The organism is Rhodococcus sp. JVH1 (genome assembly GCF_000280725.2).
In the GTDB taxonomy this organism is placed as follows: domain Bacteria; phylum Actinomycetota; class Actinomycetes; order Mycobacteriales; family Mycobacteriaceae; genus Rhodococcus_F; species Rhodococcus_F jostii_A.
On sequence record NZ_CP166289.1, the window covers coordinates 2,973,962 to 2,990,542 of the forward strand.

Consider the following 16,581-nt stretch of genomic DNA (forward strand, 5'->3'; position numbering starts at 1 on the left):
GCAGAGGCCGGCAGCAATCACTCTGCTGCCGGCCTCGCCTCTCGCCGGCAGGCGCAGAGAAGTTCAGCCCTGGCAGGGTGGAACCAGGCCACCGCAACGCAGACGAACACACGGAGGAAGATCGTGCGCTGGAGTCGAGTAGTCAACGTAGTGAAGTGTCACGTCGGGGGCGAGATCAACAACGTCGTCACCGGCGGAATCGGCGACGTCCCCGGCGCCACGGTCTTCGACAAGATGAAGCATTTCCGCGAGCATCGCGACGACCTCCGTCAGCTTCTGCTCCACGAGCCGCGGGGCTCGGTGACCCAGTGCGTCAACTTCGTCGTCCCGGCGACGGACCCCGAAGCCCAGATGGGTTACGTCATCGCCGAGTCCACGGAGTACCCGGCCATGTCGGGCAGCAACACCATGTGCGTCGCCACCGCGCTGCTCGAGACCGGCATGATTCCCATGGTCGAACCGGTCACCGACATCGTGCTGGAAGCACCCGCCGGGCTCATCCGCATTCGCTGCACCTGCGAGAACGGCAAGGTGACGAGCGTCGAATTCGAGAACCAGCCTGCGTTCGCCTACGAGATCGGGGTGCCGCTCGAACTCGACGGCTACGGCACCCTGACCGTCGACGTGGCGTGGGGTGGCATGGCCTACGTGCTCGCCGACGCCGACCAACTCGGATTGAAGTTGCAACCCGACGAGGCGCGCGAGATCTGCGACCTCGGACAGAAGGTCAAGACCGCCGCCGCCGAGCAGATCCCCGCGGTGCACCCGACCAATCCCGAGTTCGCCGGAATCACTCAGACCGAGTTCGTCGGCCCGCTCTCACGCACCGACGGGGTGCTGACCGCCCGGAATGCCGTGGTGGTCTCCCCCGGCCGACTCGACCGCTCGCCCTGCGGCACCGGCACGTCCGCCCGCCTGGCGGTGCTGAAGGCGAAGGGCCTCATCGAGGTCGGGGAGAAGTTCGTGCACGAATCGGTGATCGGCAGTCGCTTCGAGAGCCGGATCGACAGACTGACGAAGGTCGGAACGTACGACGCCGTGGTTCCCCGCGTCAGCGGCCAGGCGTACATCACCGAGCTCAGCCAGGTCGGGCTCGACCCCGCCGACCCGTTCCCTACCGGCTACACCCTGTCCGACACCTGGCCGACCGGCAACTGACCCGCACGTGAGTGGGAAAGTGTGCTCGGGCACTCTTTCCCACTCACGTGGGGATAAGGGGTTTGACGGCGCGGCCGAGGAACTCGACGAAGCCCAGCAGGTCCGGTTCATCCTCGGTCGGCGCGAAAGCCACCGACGTCGCGCCCAGGCGGGCAAGCCTTCGCACCTCCTCGGCGACGGTGTTCGCGTCACCCGCGACCCCGATTCCGGTGTCGGCCGGCTTCTCCCACCGCGCCAGTTCCTCGTCCACCCGTTGCCGCGCACCCTCCCCGGTAGCGGCGATCTTCGGGACGACCAGGTGATGCGATGACACCCCGTCCGCTCCGATTTCGTCGAGGATCAGGTCGCGGGTTCTGCGGATGTCGCCTTCGCCGACCGCGGACGCGAGGAGGTTGCCGTCACCCAGACGTGCCGCCAGGCGGACCGATTTGGAACCTTCGCCGCCGAGCATCAGCGGAACCCGTTCGGCGGGAGGCCAGTCGAGTCTCACCCCGTCGAGCCGAACGTACCGCCCCTGCGTGCTCACCGACTCGCCGTCCAGCAGTGCCCGGAGCGCCACCGTGTATTCCTCGAGGAGGGTCATCGGCGACGCCGCCCGCGCACCCACCTGCTCCATCCAGCCCTGCACACCGTGTCCGATACCCGCGATCACTCGACCCGGAAACAACCGAGCGAGCGTGGCGATCTCCATCGCGGTGAGCGCGACATTGCGCAGCGGGACGGGCATCAACCCGACGCCGACGTGGATGCGCTCCGTCCACGCGAGTGCCGCGGCCGCCGTAGCCACGCCGCTCTCCTTGAAACAGTCTTCCCACAACCAGATCTCGTCGAGACCACTGTCCTCGGCCACCCGCGCGAAGTCCTTCAACCTCTCGGGTTCGATCGTCGGGAGGAACGTCACGCACAGTCGCGGCACCGCAGTCGTCATCGATCCATCATGGAGGATGACGCCCGGCCGTCGCGGGGCATCGCCATCATTCGCGCGGCGGCGCGGTGCTGGATTCGCGCGGCGGCGCGGTGCTGGATTCGCGCGGCGGCGCAGTACTGGTGCGGACGACCAGCGACGTCTTCATCATCGATCGCGTGCGGGTGCCGCCGCCCAGCCGATCGAGCAGGATCGTCGCGGCCGCGCGGCCCTTCTCGACGATCGGCTGATGAATTGTGCTGAGACCGAGAAGCTCTGCAACGGGTGCGTCGTCGAATCCGATGACGGACATGTCGTCGGGCACCGTCAGGCCGCGCTCGCGTAACACCTGCCACGCCGCCACCGCGTGCACATCGGAGGTCGCCACGAGAGCGGTCGGCCGAGCGGCGTCGAGCAGGATCCGGGTGGCCTCGGCACCGGCGGCGCGATCGATGTTGCCCGCCACGACGATCGACAGTTCCTCCACCGGGAGGTGGTGGTCACGGGCCGCGGCGTAGTAACCGGCAAGCCGCTCCCGCGCGTTGCGTTCGGTCGCTGCGCCGACGTCGTCCGCCGTGACCATCCGGCAGTCGGAGTCCTGGCCGAGTTTGTCGACGATGATCCCGATGCGTCGATGGCCCAGGCTCAGGATGTGGTCCATCTGCAGATAGGCGCCGTGCCGGTCGTCGATGGCCACGAACGGCAGTCCCGCACTTCTGGGCGAATCGACGACGACGGCCGGGATACCGCGCGCGATGATCGCCTCGACCAGGGGGTGACCGTCGGGGACGTTGTGGATGACCACACCGTCCACGAGTCCACGGAGAACCAGCGAGTTCGGTGGTGAATCCGGGGAGCCACCACGTGAGGCCGGAAACAGGGTGAGGGCGATGTCGGCCGAGTTCCCGATCTCCGCGATGCCCTTCATCAGCAGGGTCACGGACGGATCCTCGAGCGCTTGCACCGGGGAATCGGGCACGATCACGCCGACCGCGCCGATTCGCCCCGACCGCAGACTGCTCCCGGCGATGTTCGGCCCGGCGTAACCGAGTTCCGCGGCGACGGAATAGATGCGTTCCCGTTGTGTCGCAGAGACCTTCGACGATTTGCTGAAAGCGTAGGAGACGGTGGCGACCGATACTCCGGCCGCTCGGGCGACGTCCTTCATCGTGACCAAGTGGTGCTCCCTCGTCGGCGATCATCGGCCGCAACCGGCCGTTGCGCACCGGAGCGCACAATTGGCAAAGCCCGATCCTAGTCCGCGTCCGGACGCTCCCCACGTCCCCCTCGGCATCAGCCATTGACAGCTCCCCAGCCGGTGATACGATTCACCACCATAAGTTAATCGTTTCACCATTTGCGGTTTCATCATCCACGGGAGCACTCATGACCAAGGTCCTCTACCTCTACGGCGGCTGGCCCGGCCACCATCCGTACGACATCGCCGCATGGGCACGCGAACTGTTTTCCGAGCTGAACTACCAGGTCGAGGAGTCGCAGGACATCTTCACCCTCGACCGTGACCTGACCGGATACGACCTGATCGTGCTCGGCTGGAACAACGCGCTCACCACCGAAGACCTGAGCGACTCACAGGAGAAGAACCTGCTCGACGCCGTCGTGGCCGGAACCGGGGTCGCAGCGTGGCACGGCGCAGCCGCCGCGTTCCGGGCGAGCCTGAAGTACCACTTCCTCCTCGGCGGCGACTTCGTCGAACATCCTGCGGGAGAGGCTTTCCCGCAGCCGTACAAGGTGACCATCACCGACCGCGAGCACGAGGTGACCGCCGGTGTCGAGGACTTCGCGGTGGCGTCCGAGCAGTACTACATGCACGTCGACCCGAACAACCGGGTGCTCGCGGAGACCGAGTTCAGCGGCGAGCACCTGCCCTGGCTGGAGGGACTGCGCAGCCCGGTGGCGTGGGTGCGCCAGTGGGGCGCCGGCCGGGTCTTCTACCACTCGATCGGCCACACGCCGGCAGACCTGTCGGAGCCGAACGTGCGCCGACTGACCAAGCAGGGACTGCGCTACGCCGCCCGCGTAGCGAACTGACACAGCAAGGAGAAACGATCATGGCGAAATTGACCGGCGGGCAGGTGGTCGCCCAGGTCCTGAAGCAGTACGGCGTCGAGTACGTCACCGGAATTCCCGGCCACGGGATCTGGTCGCTCACCGATGCGTTCCTGGAGAAGGGGTCCGAGATCCCGTTCATCCAGGTCTACCACGAGCAGAGCGCCACGCACCTTGCGGACGGGTACTACCGGGTGTCCGGGAAGCCGATGGCCGCGGTGGCGTCGATCGGGGCGGGTGCGGCGAACACCGTGCTCGGTCTCGCGACCGCGTACAGCGATTCGACGAGTCTGCTGTGCATCACCGGCGGGCCGCCCACCCACATGCGCGGGCGTGGTCTGCTCCAGGAACTCGAGCGGCACACCGACAACGGCTTTCCGCAGGTCACCGACGCAGTGTCGAAGCGCAGCTGGGTCGCCACCCGCGTGGAGGAATTGCCGTTCATCATGCACCGTGCGTTCAGCACGATGCTGACCGGTCGCCCGGGGCCTGCGCACATCGAGGTGCCGATGGACGTGCAGGCCGAGGCCGCCGACGTCTCGCTCCACGACCTCGCACGGCGGCTGCCGGTCGGGCTCCAGCAGCCCGACCCGTTGGCGATCGACAAGGCCGTCGACGTGCTCCGTGACTCTCGACGGCCGGTGATCGTCGTCGGCGGCGGCGCCATCACGTCCGACTCGGCAGACGAGGTGCTCGCCCTCGCCGAGACGTGGCAGATCCCCGTCGTCACCACGTGGAACGGCAAGGGCGCGTTCCCCGAGGACCACGCACTGTTCGCGGGCAGCGTCGGCCAGACCGGAACGATCGTGGGCAACGCCGTCGCGTCCCGCGCCGACGTGGTGATCTCCATCGGTTGCCGGTTCACCGACTGGTCGTCCTCCAGCTACGCGCAGGGAGTCACGTTCTCGATTCCGCCCGCCAAGCTCATTCACATCGACATCGATCCGCACGAGATCGGCAAGAACTACCCCGCCGAGGTCGGCATCGTCGCCGACGCCAAGCCGACCGTCGCCGCGATCGTCGCCTCCCTCCCCCGCAGCAGCGCCGACCGGTCCGAATACCTCGCCGAACTCGAGCAGCTGAAGGCGGAGTGGGAGACCAAGCTCGCAGGCCGTCGCGATTCCGACCGGTTCCCGTTCACCTCCCAGCGCCCCCTCGGCGGTCTGCGATCGGTGATGGAACGGGACGGCATCATCGTCGCCGGCTCCGGCAACACCCAGGGCGCCGTGAAGCAGACGTTCCCGGTGTATCACCCGCGCACCCACCTGACGTCGGGTGGATTCTCGTCCATGGGCTGGGCCGTGCCCGCCGCGATCGGCGCCAAGCTCGCCGCCCCCGACCGGCAGGTGGCGTGCGTGCTCGGTGACGGCGACTTCCTCATGACGTCGCAGGAGATCGGTGTCTGCGTGCAGCACGACATTCCGGTGGTCTTCGTGGTCCAGGACAACGCGGGCTTCATGTCGATCCGCGGTGGCCAGCGCAAGCAGACCAGCCGGCACATCGGCACCGAGTTCAACCGCCCGGACGGCACCCCGTACAGCCCCGATTTCAAGGCACTCGGCCAGTCGTTCGGACTCGAATCGTTCCGGGTGGAGGACCCGGCCGACCTCGAGAGCACCTACCGGAAGGCCTTCGACTCGAAAGCGCCTGCGCTGATCGAAATCCCGACCGATCGTGATGCGGCGGGACCCTGGGTTCCCGGCTGGTGGGACTTCCCCGTTCCCGCGTACATCGAGGACGAGCGTCAGGACGAGTACTGGGCGACCCGAGCCAAGGAACAGCACCTGTGAGAACGTCCGGACACGATCAGATCGACGCGTATTCACCGCTGCGCGAGGGCGCGGTGGTCGATGTGGGCGACTCCGACACGGTCACGGCCGATGTCGTGGTCGTCGGATCCGGGATGGGTGGTTCGACGCTGGCGTGGGCGCTCCGCGATCGGGACGTCGACGTCCTGGTCGTCGAGCGCGGACGATTCCTCCCCCGCGAGGTGGAGAACTCACAGGCCGCGGAAATGTTCCTCGAGGGCCGGTACAAGACCGCGGAACCGTGGTTCGACGGCAGAAACGGTGAACCGTTCCAGCCGGGCGTGTACTACTGGGTGGGAGGCAACACCAAGTTCTACGGCGGCAGCCTCCCCCGCTTCCGAGTCACGGATTTCGAGGAGACACAGCACTACGACGGCATCTCACCGAGGTGGCCGTTCAACTACGCCGATCTCGAACCTTTCTACGCCGAGGCGGAGCGTCTCTATCAGGTGCACGGCATCGACGGCGAGGATCCGACGGAACCGCCGCGGTCGTCTCCGTACCCGTTGCCACCGCTGCCGCACGAGCCGACGATCGAGCGTTTCGCGTCCTCGCTTCGCCGGCAGGGCCTGCACCCGTTCCACACGCCGAACGGCATGAACCTGACCACACAGGAGCATCGCCGGCAGTCGACGGCGTCGGACGGCACCCCGTCGCAGACCGATCACAAGAGTGAGGCGGAGAACCGGGCGTTGCGGCCCGCTCTCCAGTCGGAGCGGGTGCGTCTGCTCACCGAAGCGAAGGTGACGCGTCTGCTCACCGACGCGAAGGGCACGCGAATCGTCGCCGCGGAGGCCGAGTTCCGTGGTCGCACGATCCGGATCACGGCCAACCAGTTCGTGGTCTCGGCAGGGGCGGTCAACACCGCGGCGCTGTTGCTCCGCTCGGCCGACGAACGGAATCCGGACGGACTCGGCAACTCGTCGGGGCTGCTGGGCCGGAACTACATGGTGCACAACAGCACGTTCTTCATGGGCGTCAACCCCTTCCGGACGAATACGACTGCGTGGCAGAAGACGCTGGGAATCAACGACTGGTACGTCGCGGGCCCGAACAACGAGTACCCGCTCGGCAATCTGCAGATGCTCGGCAAACTGCAGGCCGCGCACGTGAAGGGGGCGCGGCCCTGGGCTCCGATGTGGGCGCTGAAGGCGGTGGTGGATCGCAGCCTCGACATCTACCTCACCACCGAGGATCTGCCGACGCGGAACAACCGGGTCCGGGTCGACGGCGACCGGATCATCGTCGACTGGACTCCCAACAACACGGCACCGCACAGTGAACTGGTTCGCCGCGTCTCCGCGGCGGTCCGCAAGGCGGGGTATCCGATCATCCTCACCGAGCGGATGGGGATCGCGACGAACTCGCACATGTGCGGAACCGCGGTCGCGGGTACCGATCCGGCGGCGAGTGTCCTCGACCCGAACTGTCGCAGTCACGACGTCGACAATCTGTGGGTCGTGGACGGTTCGTTCTTCCCGTCGTCGGCGGCGCTCAATCCCGCGCTGACCATCGCGGCCAATGCGCTGCGCGTGGCGCCGGAGATCGCTTCTGCCGCAGTGTGATGTGATCCGATCACGGTTCGCCCGGCCTCGTTCTCAGAGGCCGGGCGATTGCGTGCTCACCTCGAGCCACTCTCACCTCACGCAGGCGAGCGGAGACTCCTCGGTCTCACGGGTTTCCCCGGTCGCACTCGCGACCAGCCCGGCGAGGACGGCGCCGGCGAGGACGACGTAGAAGGCCTGCAGGAGTCCGAACTGCTCCCCGAGCAGCCCGAGGAGCGGCGGCCCGACCAGAAATGCCATGTAGCCGAGCGTCGACACCGCGCTGACGCGTCGCGCGGCGTCGGCACCCGAGTCGGCCGCCGCGGACAGCGCGAGCGGAAATCCGAGAGCGACACCGGCACCCCACAACACGCAGCCGAGCGCGGCGAGAACCAGGTTCCCGGCCAGGATCACGATCAGGACCCCCGCCACCGCGAGCGCCGCGGACCAGCGGACGGTCGCAGAGCGGCCGTACCGGTCGACGACGCGCCCGCCGAGCAGGCGGCCCGACGTCATCGCGGCCACGAACACGACGTAGAACGCGGCGCCGGTGGCCGATCCGACGCCGTACCCGTCGACGATTCCCAGTGGCAGCCAATCGTTGGCGCTGCCTTCCGCGAACGCCATGCCGAGCGCGATCAGGCCGAGGAGAACGATCCGGGTGTCCCGCCAGATGGTCAGGCCGGACGTGCCGGATCGTCGACGCGTGCGCCCGACCTCTCGTCCGGTAGCCGGAGGGAGTAGTGCCACGACGCTCACGCTCGACACGATGACCACGACGGCCAGCACCCCGAGATGTACCGGCACCGGAACGTCGAGCAGTTCGGCGATCGCCCCGAGGCCGGCGCCGGCGAGCGTTCCGAGACTGAACGCACCGTGCAGCGACGGCAGAAAGCTGCGTCCCATACGCTTCTCGATCGCTGCGCCCTCGACGTTGAGCGCCACCTCGCACATGCCGAATCCCGCACCGGTGAACGCGAGTCCCAGACCGACCAGGGCCGCGATCGCGACACCCGAACCGAGTCCCACCGTGAACAGGCCGAGGCTCGCGACGGTGGCCGCGGCCGTAATGACGTGACGGGCGCCGATCCGGGCGACGACGGGACCGGCGAGCAGCAGTCCCGCCATCGATCCGATCGACAGTCCGAGGATGATCAGCCCCATGTCGCCCGTGCCGACTCCGAGGGAGGAGCGAATGGCCGGAGTGCGGGTCACCCAGGACGCATAGGTGATCCCCGTCCCGACGAAGATGACGAAAGTTGCTGTTTTCCAGCCACGCTCGCCCCGCTTCAACGGCGGACTCTCGGTAGGCACAGCTGTCTCCTGTTCGTGTCGGGGGATGGTTAATCGTATCACCCGCTCATGACACGAAAGGCGGTCCGGCACCTCGGGAGAGGTACCGGACCGCAGAACCGGAAGAGCAAGACCTACCCGGTCGCGACCTCGTGCCTGGTCGTCTCCGACGACGGCTTGTGGTAGCGCGGCACCAGGCGCATCAGCGCGGGGCCGCCGATCGCGATCAGCGCGAGGAGGATAGCCGGCAGCAGCGGCATCCATTCGATACCGAGGTTGTCGACGACGACGGTGATCGCGGCAGGCCCCACGAGCATGCCCACGTAGCCGATTGCGTTGACCAGTCCGATGTTCCGTCCGGCGTTCTCGGGATCGCGTCGCCCGGCCGCCGACAGCATGAGCGGCGCCATGCACGCCAGGCCGAGTCCCAGCAGCACGAAGCCGGTGAGGGCGAGCGGAGCCGAGCCGCCCAGCATCGCGAGAAGCGCACCGGCGGCGCCGATGACACCGCTCGCACCGACGATGAGTCGCGCACCGAAGTACTCGGCCAGCTTGTCGCCGAACAACCGGCCGACGAACTGAGCTCCCGAGTAGAGCGTGACAGCCGTCGCTGCCAGGCCTGCCGTGGTGCCGACCGCGCGGCGAACGAATTCCTGACCCCAGTCCAGGACCGCGCCCTCGCTCAACATCGATCCGAGCAGAAGCACACCGAATCCGATCATCACGAGGAGCGTCGCGGTGGTGGCCGAACGCTTTCCCGGGTGCGCGGGGTCGGCGGCGCCCGGAATCTCGTCCTGTTCCGGAGGCAGCAACTCGTCGAGAGACAGAAGCCATTTGCCGAAGACGACACCGAGTACCGACAGGACCACGCCGATCGAGATGTAGGCGACGGCCGGGCTGTCGGTGAAGTGCCGGGCCAAAGCGCTGCCGACGAGGCCGAGCACGAAGCCACCTGCCGGGTAGGCGGCGTGGAACGCAGACATGATGGGTCGCCCGTAGTACCGCTCGACCTGCACACCGTGGGTGTTGAACGCCGTGTCGAAGGCACCGCGGAGCAGTCCGATGAGCACGCCGATCACCATCGCTCCGACCAGTCCGTCGAGGAACGCGAGTGGGATGTAACAGAGGGGGTAGACGACCATCGTGGGCATGGCCGTGTTTCTCGGACCGTACCGATCGATGAAGGGGCCGATGGCGAAGCAGCCGACGGCGGCGCCGATGCCGATCGACAGCGCGAGGAGGCCGAACTGGGAGTCGCCGCCGTCGCCTTCCCATCCGAGGTGACTACGCAACGAGGTGGTGCTCGTCGACCACATCAACATCACGGCGCCCAGCTGGAAGAAGCCGAAGAATGTCGCGATTCGCGCCTTACGCACGCGTGTATGGTCGAGCACGGGAGCGGTGCCTGCTCCATGTGTTGCCATGATTTCGTCCTTGCGGTAGGTCTCGGACCGCCGCGGACGCCTACGGGGGTAGGCGTCCGTTCAGCGAGTAGCGAGTGCGTGAACTTTCGATCAACGCCGACTGGATGGCCGGAATCTTGGTGAAAACACTACGAAGGTGACGCGCCGCACAACAGGTACAGACCGTGTACCTCCTGCGCGCAGACTGCACAGAATGAGAACCCGGCGACAGTGTCATGGTCGCGAGCTCCGCCGAGCCACGACCGACGACCCTTCGAGCAGATCCAGCCCCTTCACCGCGAGCAGCAGGCTTTGGCGGGTGGCGGCGTCGTCCAGGGACTTGCCCAGAATCGCGGCGATGCGGTCGAGCCGGTTGTACAAGGTCCGGCGCTGGATGAAGAGTTTCTCCGCCGCTTCGGTCTTGCGGCCGTCGACGGCGAGGAATGCTCGCAGTGTCGGCAGCAGCGGGGTCGTGGACTGCGCGTCCTTCGTGAGCAGTGGGCCGAGCTCGTCCTCGACGAAGCTGGCGAGCTCGGGCCCCTGCGCCAACGTCACGAGCAGACGTTCGACGCCGAGGTCGTCGAAATGCAGCATGGGTGAGGCAGGGAGGGAGCGCGACACCGCGGCGGCACTCTTCGCCTGCGTGACCGCGACCTGCAGCATCGATGCGGGCACCGTGCGGCTCATGCCGCCGCCGTGCTCCATTGTCCCGAGCAGGCCCGCGAGCTCGGCGCGGGTCCGGCCGGACTCCGCCGCCACGGCCACGACGTAGTCGCCCATGTCGGCGCTGATCGCACCCGTGTCGATCTGACGGCCGGCGCGCGGACCGGACGACTCGTCGCGGGCATCCTTGTTCGCGATGACGACGACGATCTGTCCCGACCCCAGCTGGTACCCGAGTCTTCCTGCCTGGTCGACGAATTCGGCGCCGGAGAGATCGCCGATCAGCAGTCGCGTGATCAGTGCCGTGCTCCGCTGATCGTCCCTCGCTTCGCGGCTCCGGTCGGTCAGCAGCGAGATCGCGACGGACGCGGCGGCACGCTCGGTCGCGAAGCCCGCGGTGGACCGTTCGGTCGCGGGCCGGTCGGTGAAGACGTGAATCCAGCCCCACGGCTGACCGCGCATCAGCACCGGCCTGCGGACGCATCCACTGTCGTCGCTGTGGAGGCCCCGCGCGTGCCGGTCCCAGTCCTCGATGCCGGCCTCTTCGTCGAATTCGCCGACGTACGCCATCACGCGATGTGCGATGTTCTCGAGTACCACCGTGCCGTCGGTGAGTTCGGCCAGCGTCTGCACGATGGAGAGGTAGTCGGCGCCGTCCAGGAGGAGATTCGAGAACGTGGACTCGACTTCCCGTTCGTGGGTGAGCGCCTGCAGGCGCTTGTCGGTCAGGATCTCGTGCACCTGCGACGAGACGCCGGCGAACGACACCTCGCGGGCAAGGGCGATGATCGGCAGGCCGCAGGCCTGCCCTTCGGCGACTACCGCATCCGGTACGCGGTCGAACATCCGTCCCGACTCCTCGATGACGAGAGCGGCGGCCCCGGCATGAGCGGCTGCGCGGACGAACACCTGCTGAAGGGCGTCCGTGCTGCCCATTCCGAGCCCGGCGGTCAGGAGTAATTCTCCACCCCGGAGGAAGCGGGCGATATCCGAGATCTCCGACGAATGCACCCAGCGGACCTCACGGTCGAGGCTGTCCGATCCGGTCAGGACACGGGCTCCCGCGTCTTTCAGGAGATCGATGTCGAGAGCGTCGGCGACGGTGAAGACCATGCTCAATGGTACACAGAACGTGCATGAACCGACGCAAATAGTTCCCACAATGCAACTGTCGGAAACGTGTGTGGCACCGCGATGCTGAGTGGCAACAGATCCAGCCCCTCGCTCATCCGAAGGAAGCATCCCATGTCATTCGTTCTCAAGGCCGCCGTCGGTGAACCAGCGCAGCGGGCGAGCAACCCCGCCGTGGTCGACACCGTCGCCGCCGTCATCGCCGATGTCCGCGCGAACGGCGACGAGGCCGTCCGGAAGTACTCCGAGAAGTTCGACGGCTGGTCCCCCGAATCGTTCCGGCTGAGTGAGGACAGGGTGGCGGAGATCGTGAAGTCCGTTCCCGAGACCGTCCTCGACGATCTGCGATTCGCGCAGCGCCAGATCCGCGACTTCGCCCAGGCGCAGCGGGACTCCATCCAGGACCTCGAGGTCGAGACCCTGCCGGGGGTGTTCCTCGGGCACCGCAACGTCCCGATCGACGCGGCCGCCGCCTACGTACCCGGCGGGCGCTACCCACTGACCGCGTCCGCACACATGACGGTGCTCACCGCGAAGGTCGCAGGTGTCGAACGCGTCGCCGCGACGACGCCCCCGAATGCCGGCGAGCCGCCGCAGATCAGTGTCGCGGCGATGCACCTCGCCGGCGCCGACGAGATCTTCGTTCTCGGCGGAGTACAGGCGGTCGCCGCACTCGCGCTGGGCACCGAGACCATCGACCCGGTGTCCATCCTCACCGGCCCCGGCAACGCCTACGTGGCCGAGGCGAAGCGCCAGCTGTTCGGCGAGGTCGGGATCGACCTCTTCGCCGGGCCGACCGAAACGCTCATCGTCGCCGACGACCTGGCCGACCCGTTCACCATCGCCGTCGACCTGCTGAGCCAGGCCGAGCACGGCCCCGATTCGCCGTGCGTGCTGATCACCACGTCGGAGTCCGTGGGACGGGCGGTGATCGACCATATCGACGCCCTGCTCCCCGGCTTGGTCACCAACGCCATCGCCGGCCCCGCGTGGCGTGATCACGGTCAGATCCACGTGGTGGACACGCTCGACGAGGCGTACCGGCTCGCCGACGTCTTCGCGTCGGAGCACGTCCAGATCCTCACCGAGGACCCCCGTCAGGCCCTGACCTCCATGCGGAACTACGGCGCCCTGTTCCTCGGCGAAGGCACGTGTGTTCCCTACGGCGACAAGCTGATCGGAACCAACCACGTTCTCCCGACGCTCGGTGCGGCCCGCTACACGGGCGGTCTGTGGGTGGGCAAGTTCCTCAAGACGCTCACCTACCAGGAGGTGCGCGATCTCGGCAGCAGCGCGAAACTCGGCGAGGTGTGCGGCCGCCTGTCGCGGCTGGAGAAGTTCGAGGGGCACGCCCGCTCCGGCGACCTTCGCGCCGCCAAGTTCGGCAACGCCCCGCTCCCGTGGGGCGACATCCCGACCCGGGTGACGTCGGAACGATGACCCGCACCGAACACGACCTCCTCGGCGACCGCGAGGTCCCCGAGGACGCCTACTACGGCATCCACACTTTGCGGGCGACGGAGAACTTCCCGATCACCGGCATTCCGCTGGCCAGCCATCCCGACCTCGTGTCGGCGCTGGCGTCCGTCAAGCAGGCTGCGGCGCAGACCAACGCGGGCCTCGGCCTGTTGCCGCGGCGCGAGGCGGACGCCATCGTGGCGGCCTGCGAGGAGATCCGGGCCGGCGCCCTGCGCGACCAGTTCGTCGTGGACGTCATCCAGGGCGGTGCAGGCACGTCGACGAACATGAACGCGAACGAGGTGGTGGCCAACCGGGCTCTGGAATTGCTCGGTCACCGGCGCGGTCGCTACGAGTATCTCCATCCGCTCGAGCACGTGAACATGAGCCAGAGCACGAACGACGTCTACCCCACCGCGATCAAGGCCGGCCTGCAAACCGCCCTGACCAGGCTGCGGGCGGCCATGCGGGACTTGGCGGCGGAGTTCGCGGTGAAGTCGACGGAGTTCTCCGACGTCCTCAAGGTCGGCCGCACCCAGTTGCAGGATGCGGTTCCGATGACCCTGGGCCAGGAGATCGCGACGTTCGCTCTCATGATCGACGAGGATTCCCAGCGGCTCGGGGAGGCGGCGACGCTCATCTCCGAGATCAATCTGGGCGGAACGGCGATCGGGACCGGTCTCAACGCGCACCACGAGTACGCGTGGCGGGTGCGCGAACATCTTGCCGCGATCACCGGGATCGAGGTGACGACGGCGTCCGACCTGATCGAAGCCACGCAGGACGTCGGGGCGTTCGTCCAGCTGTCCGGGGTGCTCAAACGCACCGCGGTGAAGCTGTCCAAGATCTGCAACGACCTTCGGCTCCTGTCGTCGGGCCCGCGTGCCGGTTTCGGTGAGATCACGTTGCCGCCCGTGCAGGCAGGATCGTCGATCATGCCGGGCAAGGTGAACCCGGTGATCCCGGAGGTGGTGAACCAGATCGCCTTCCGGGTGGTCGGTAACGACCTGACGGTGACGATGGCGGCCGAGGGTGGGCAGCTTCAGCTCAATGCCTTCGAGCCGGTGATCGCGCACAGCCTGTTCGAGACGATCGAACTGCTCACTCGTGGATGCACCGTCCTGCGTGAACGCTGCGTGGTCGGTATCGGCGCGAACATCGACCATCTGAAGAACATGGTGGACGCGTCCATCGGCGTGGTCACGGCCCTCAACCCGCACATCGGGTACACCGCGGCCACCGCGATCGCCGCCGACGCACTCGCGACCGGGCGCACCGTCGCCGCGCTCGTGCTCGAGCGGGGTCTGCTCAGCCGCGAGCAACTCGACGACGTGCTGCGGCCGGAGAACCTCACTCGACCGCTCGTGCCCTGACGGCCGCGGGCAGCTCATCCCCCGCCGGGATGAGTTGCTCGTGCGGGGTTGACATCCCCGACACTGCCGCTAACCTTTAGTTATACGTATAACCATTCACCGACTGCCGGTTCGCGTCGACCCGCCCGGCAGATCCGTGACACCACTCTCTACGACCGAGGAGCAGGACCCATGAGAGACGCATCCGTGGGGGAGCCCACAGGCCCGAGCAAACACAGCTACGACGTCGTCATCGTCGGCAGCGGAATGGGCGGCGGAACGCTCGCCTACGCGCTCGCGGACTCGGGAGTCGATGTGCTTCTGATCGAGCGCGGCGACTTCCTGCCGCAGGAGAAGCAGAACTGGGACCCGCAGGAAGTCTTCGAAGGTCACCGGTATGCGAACGCCGAGCAGTGGTACGACACCGAGGGCAGGCCGTTCAGCCCCGGCACGTACTACTACGTCGGCGGGAACACGAAGCTGTACGGCTCGTCGCTGGTGCGGTTCCGGCGTGAAGACTTCCAGTCGACGCAACACGAGGCCGGCGAATCTCCCGAGTGGCCCTTCTCGTACGACGACTTCGCCCCGTATTACGCACGGGCAGAACAGGTGTACCGGGTCCACGGCGATCACACCGACGACCCGACGCTCCCCCGCGACGAACCGTTCCCCTACCCGGCGATCGGACACGAGCCACCGGTGCAGGAGGCGGCCGACGCACTGCGGCGCCTCGGGTACACGCCGTCGAACATCCCACTGGGCATCGACCTGCGCGACGGCGGAGGATGTATCCGATGTCGGACCTGCGACGGGTTCCCCTGCCGGGTGCTGGCGAAGTCGGACGCGGATGTGTGCTGCGTCCGGCCTGCCATCGCGTCGGGCTCGGTGGAACTGCTGACCAACGCGTACGCCGAGCGCGTGCTCACCGACGAGACCGGGCACCGGGCGACCGGCGTGCAGATCCGGCACCGCGGCACCGAACTCGTCGTCGATGCACGCACCGTGGTGGTGTCCTGTGGCGCCGTCAACTCCGCGGCGCTGCTGCTCCGGTCGGCGAACGCCGCACACCCGGACGGTCTCGCCAACTCCTCCGGTATGGTCGGACGAAACTACATGGTGCACAACAACTCCATCATGGTCGGCGTCAACCCGCTGAAGAAGAACACGTCCGAGTTCCAGAAGACGTTGTACATCAACGATTTCTACACGCACGGCACCGCCGACCACCCCTACCCGCTGGGACACGTGCAACTCATCGGCAAGTTGCAGGACGAGATGATCAAGGGCCAACGGCCGCTGATCCCCAAGTGGGCATTGAGCCAGGCCACGGCCCGCAGCATGGACTGGTGGCTGTTCACCGAGGATCTGCCCGATCCGGACAACCGCGTCACCCTCACCGACGACGGCAACATCCAGATCGCGTGGACCCCCAACAACACTCGCGCCCACGAGGTACTCGTCCGCGAGGTGCGCAAGATCCTCCGGAAGATCGGCTATCCGTTCGTCTTCAGCCAGGGCACCGGCATCGAGGTCAACTCCCACCAGGCCGGCACCGTGCGGGCCGGAACCGACCCCGCGACCTCCGTGCTCGACGCCGACTGCCGCGCCCACGACGTCGGCAACCTGTACGTCGTCGACTCGTCGTTCTTCCCGTCCCTGCCCGTGATGAACCCTGCCCTGTCCATCGCGGCCAACGCCTTCCGCGTCGCCGAGAGCATCGCCGACCGAGTCGGCAAGACCCGTTCCCACGACACCCCGGCCCAGTCCGCGTCCCTGTGACGCTTCGCCCCACCACAC

11 protein-coding genes and 1 pseudogene are annotated in these 16,581 nt (G+C 67.3%); 7 read left to right on the plus strand and 5 right to left on the minus strand.

The features are described 5' to 3' along the window. The first annotated feature begins 123 nt into the window (after nucleotides 1-123). Complete coding sequence (locus JVH1_RS13500; protein ID WP_009477627.1) at nucleotides 124-1,158, plus strand: proline racemase family protein; 1,035 nt, start codon at nucleotides 124-126, stop codon at nucleotides 1,156-1,158. 43 nt (nucleotides 1,159-1,201) lie between these two features. Here the strand turns inward: JVH1_RS13500 and JVH1_RS13505 are convergent, their stop codons facing one another. Both JVH1_RS13505 and JVH1_RS13510 read right to left on the minus strand, forming a co-directional pair. Beyond that, complete coding sequence (locus JVH1_RS13505; RefSeq protein WP_009477626.1) at nucleotides 1,202-2,086, minus strand: LLM class flavin-dependent oxidoreductase; 885 nt, start codon at nucleotides 2,084-2,086, stop codon at nucleotides 1,202-1,204. A 46-nt stretch (nucleotides 2,087-2,132) separates the two neighbouring features. Further along, nucleotides 2,133-3,239: a LacI family DNA-binding transcriptional regulator gene (locus JVH1_RS13510; RefSeq protein WP_009477625.1), complete on the minus strand. Its 1,107-nt coding sequence runs from the start codon at nucleotides 3,237-3,239 to the stop codon at nucleotides 2,133-2,135. 209 nt (nucleotides 3,240-3,448) lie between these two features. Here JVH1_RS13510 and JVH1_RS13515 point away from each other — a divergent pair, with 209 nt between their 5' ends. Genes JVH1_RS13515 through JVH1_RS13525 form a run of 3 tightly spaced genes read left to right on the plus strand, consistent with a single transcriptional unit; the run spans nucleotide 3,449 to nucleotide 7,505 of the window. Beyond that, nucleotides 3,449-4,114, plus strand: coding sequence for a ThuA domain-containing protein (locus JVH1_RS13515; protein ID WP_009477624.1), 666 nt, complete (start codon nucleotides 3,449-3,451; stop codon nucleotides 4,112-4,114). 20 nt (nucleotides 4,115-4,134) lie between these two features. After that, on the plus strand, nucleotides 4,135-5,922 hold the full coding sequence (locus JVH1_RS13520; RefSeq protein WP_009477623.1) for a thiamine pyrophosphate-binding protein: 1,788 nt from the start codon (nucleotides 4,135-4,137) through the stop codon (nucleotides 5,920-5,922). Further along, nucleotides 5,919-7,505: a GMC oxidoreductase gene (locus tag JVH1_RS13525; protein WP_009477622.1), complete on the plus strand. Its 1,587-nt coding sequence runs from the start codon at nucleotides 5,919-5,921 to the stop codon at nucleotides 7,503-7,505. Before JVH1_RS13520 ends, JVH1_RS13525 begins: the two co-directional genes overlap by 4 nt. A gap of 72 nt (nucleotides 7,506-7,577) precedes the next feature. Here the strand turns inward: JVH1_RS13525 and JVH1_RS13530 are convergent, their stop codons facing one another. The 3 genes and pseudogenes from JVH1_RS13530 to JVH1_RS13540 form a co-directional block, all read right to left on the minus strand. Next, nucleotides 7,578-8,798: an MFS transporter gene (locus JVH1_RS13530; RefSeq protein WP_009477621.1), complete on the minus strand. Its 1,221-nt coding sequence runs from the start codon at nucleotides 8,796-8,798 to the stop codon at nucleotides 7,578-7,580. Between the two features lie 113 nt (nucleotides 8,799-8,911). Further along, nucleotides 8,912-10,228, minus strand: a pseudogene (locus JVH1_RS13535) (MFS transporter); the annotation flags it as partial. 186 nt (nucleotides 10,229-10,414) lie between these two features. Then, nucleotides 10,415-11,956 (minus strand): PucR family transcriptional regulator, encoded by a 1,542-nt coding sequence (locus JVH1_RS13540; protein WP_009477618.1) that lies wholly within the window; start codon nucleotides 11,954-11,956, stop codon nucleotides 10,415-10,417. A 132-nt stretch (nucleotides 11,957-12,088) separates the two neighbouring features. Here JVH1_RS13540 and hisD point away from each other — a divergent pair, with 132 nt between their 5' ends. The 3 genes from hisD to JVH1_RS13555 all read left to right on the plus strand — a co-directional run bounded on the left by hisD (nucleotide 12,089) and on the right by JVH1_RS13555 (nucleotide 16,563). Continuing rightward, on the plus strand, nucleotides 12,089-13,414 hold the full coding sequence (gene hisD / locus JVH1_RS13545) for a histidinol dehydrogenase (RefSeq protein WP_009477617.1): 1,326 nt from the start codon (nucleotides 12,089-12,091) through the stop codon (nucleotides 13,412-13,414). Beyond that, nucleotides 13,411-14,805, plus strand: a complete 1,395-nt coding sequence (locus tag JVH1_RS13550; RefSeq protein ID WP_009477616.1) for an aspartate ammonia-lyase — start codon at nucleotides 13,411-13,413, stop codon at nucleotides 14,803-14,805. The genes hisD and JVH1_RS13550 overlap by 4 nt, the downstream gene beginning before the upstream one ends. A gap of 171 nt (nucleotides 14,806-14,976) precedes the next feature. Continuing rightward, nucleotides 14,977-16,563: a GMC family oxidoreductase gene (locus JVH1_RS13555; protein WP_009477614.1), complete on the plus strand. Its 1,587-nt coding sequence runs from the start codon at nucleotides 14,977-14,979 to the stop codon at nucleotides 16,561-16,563. The last annotated feature ends 18 nt before the right edge of the window (nucleotides 16,564-16,581 follow it).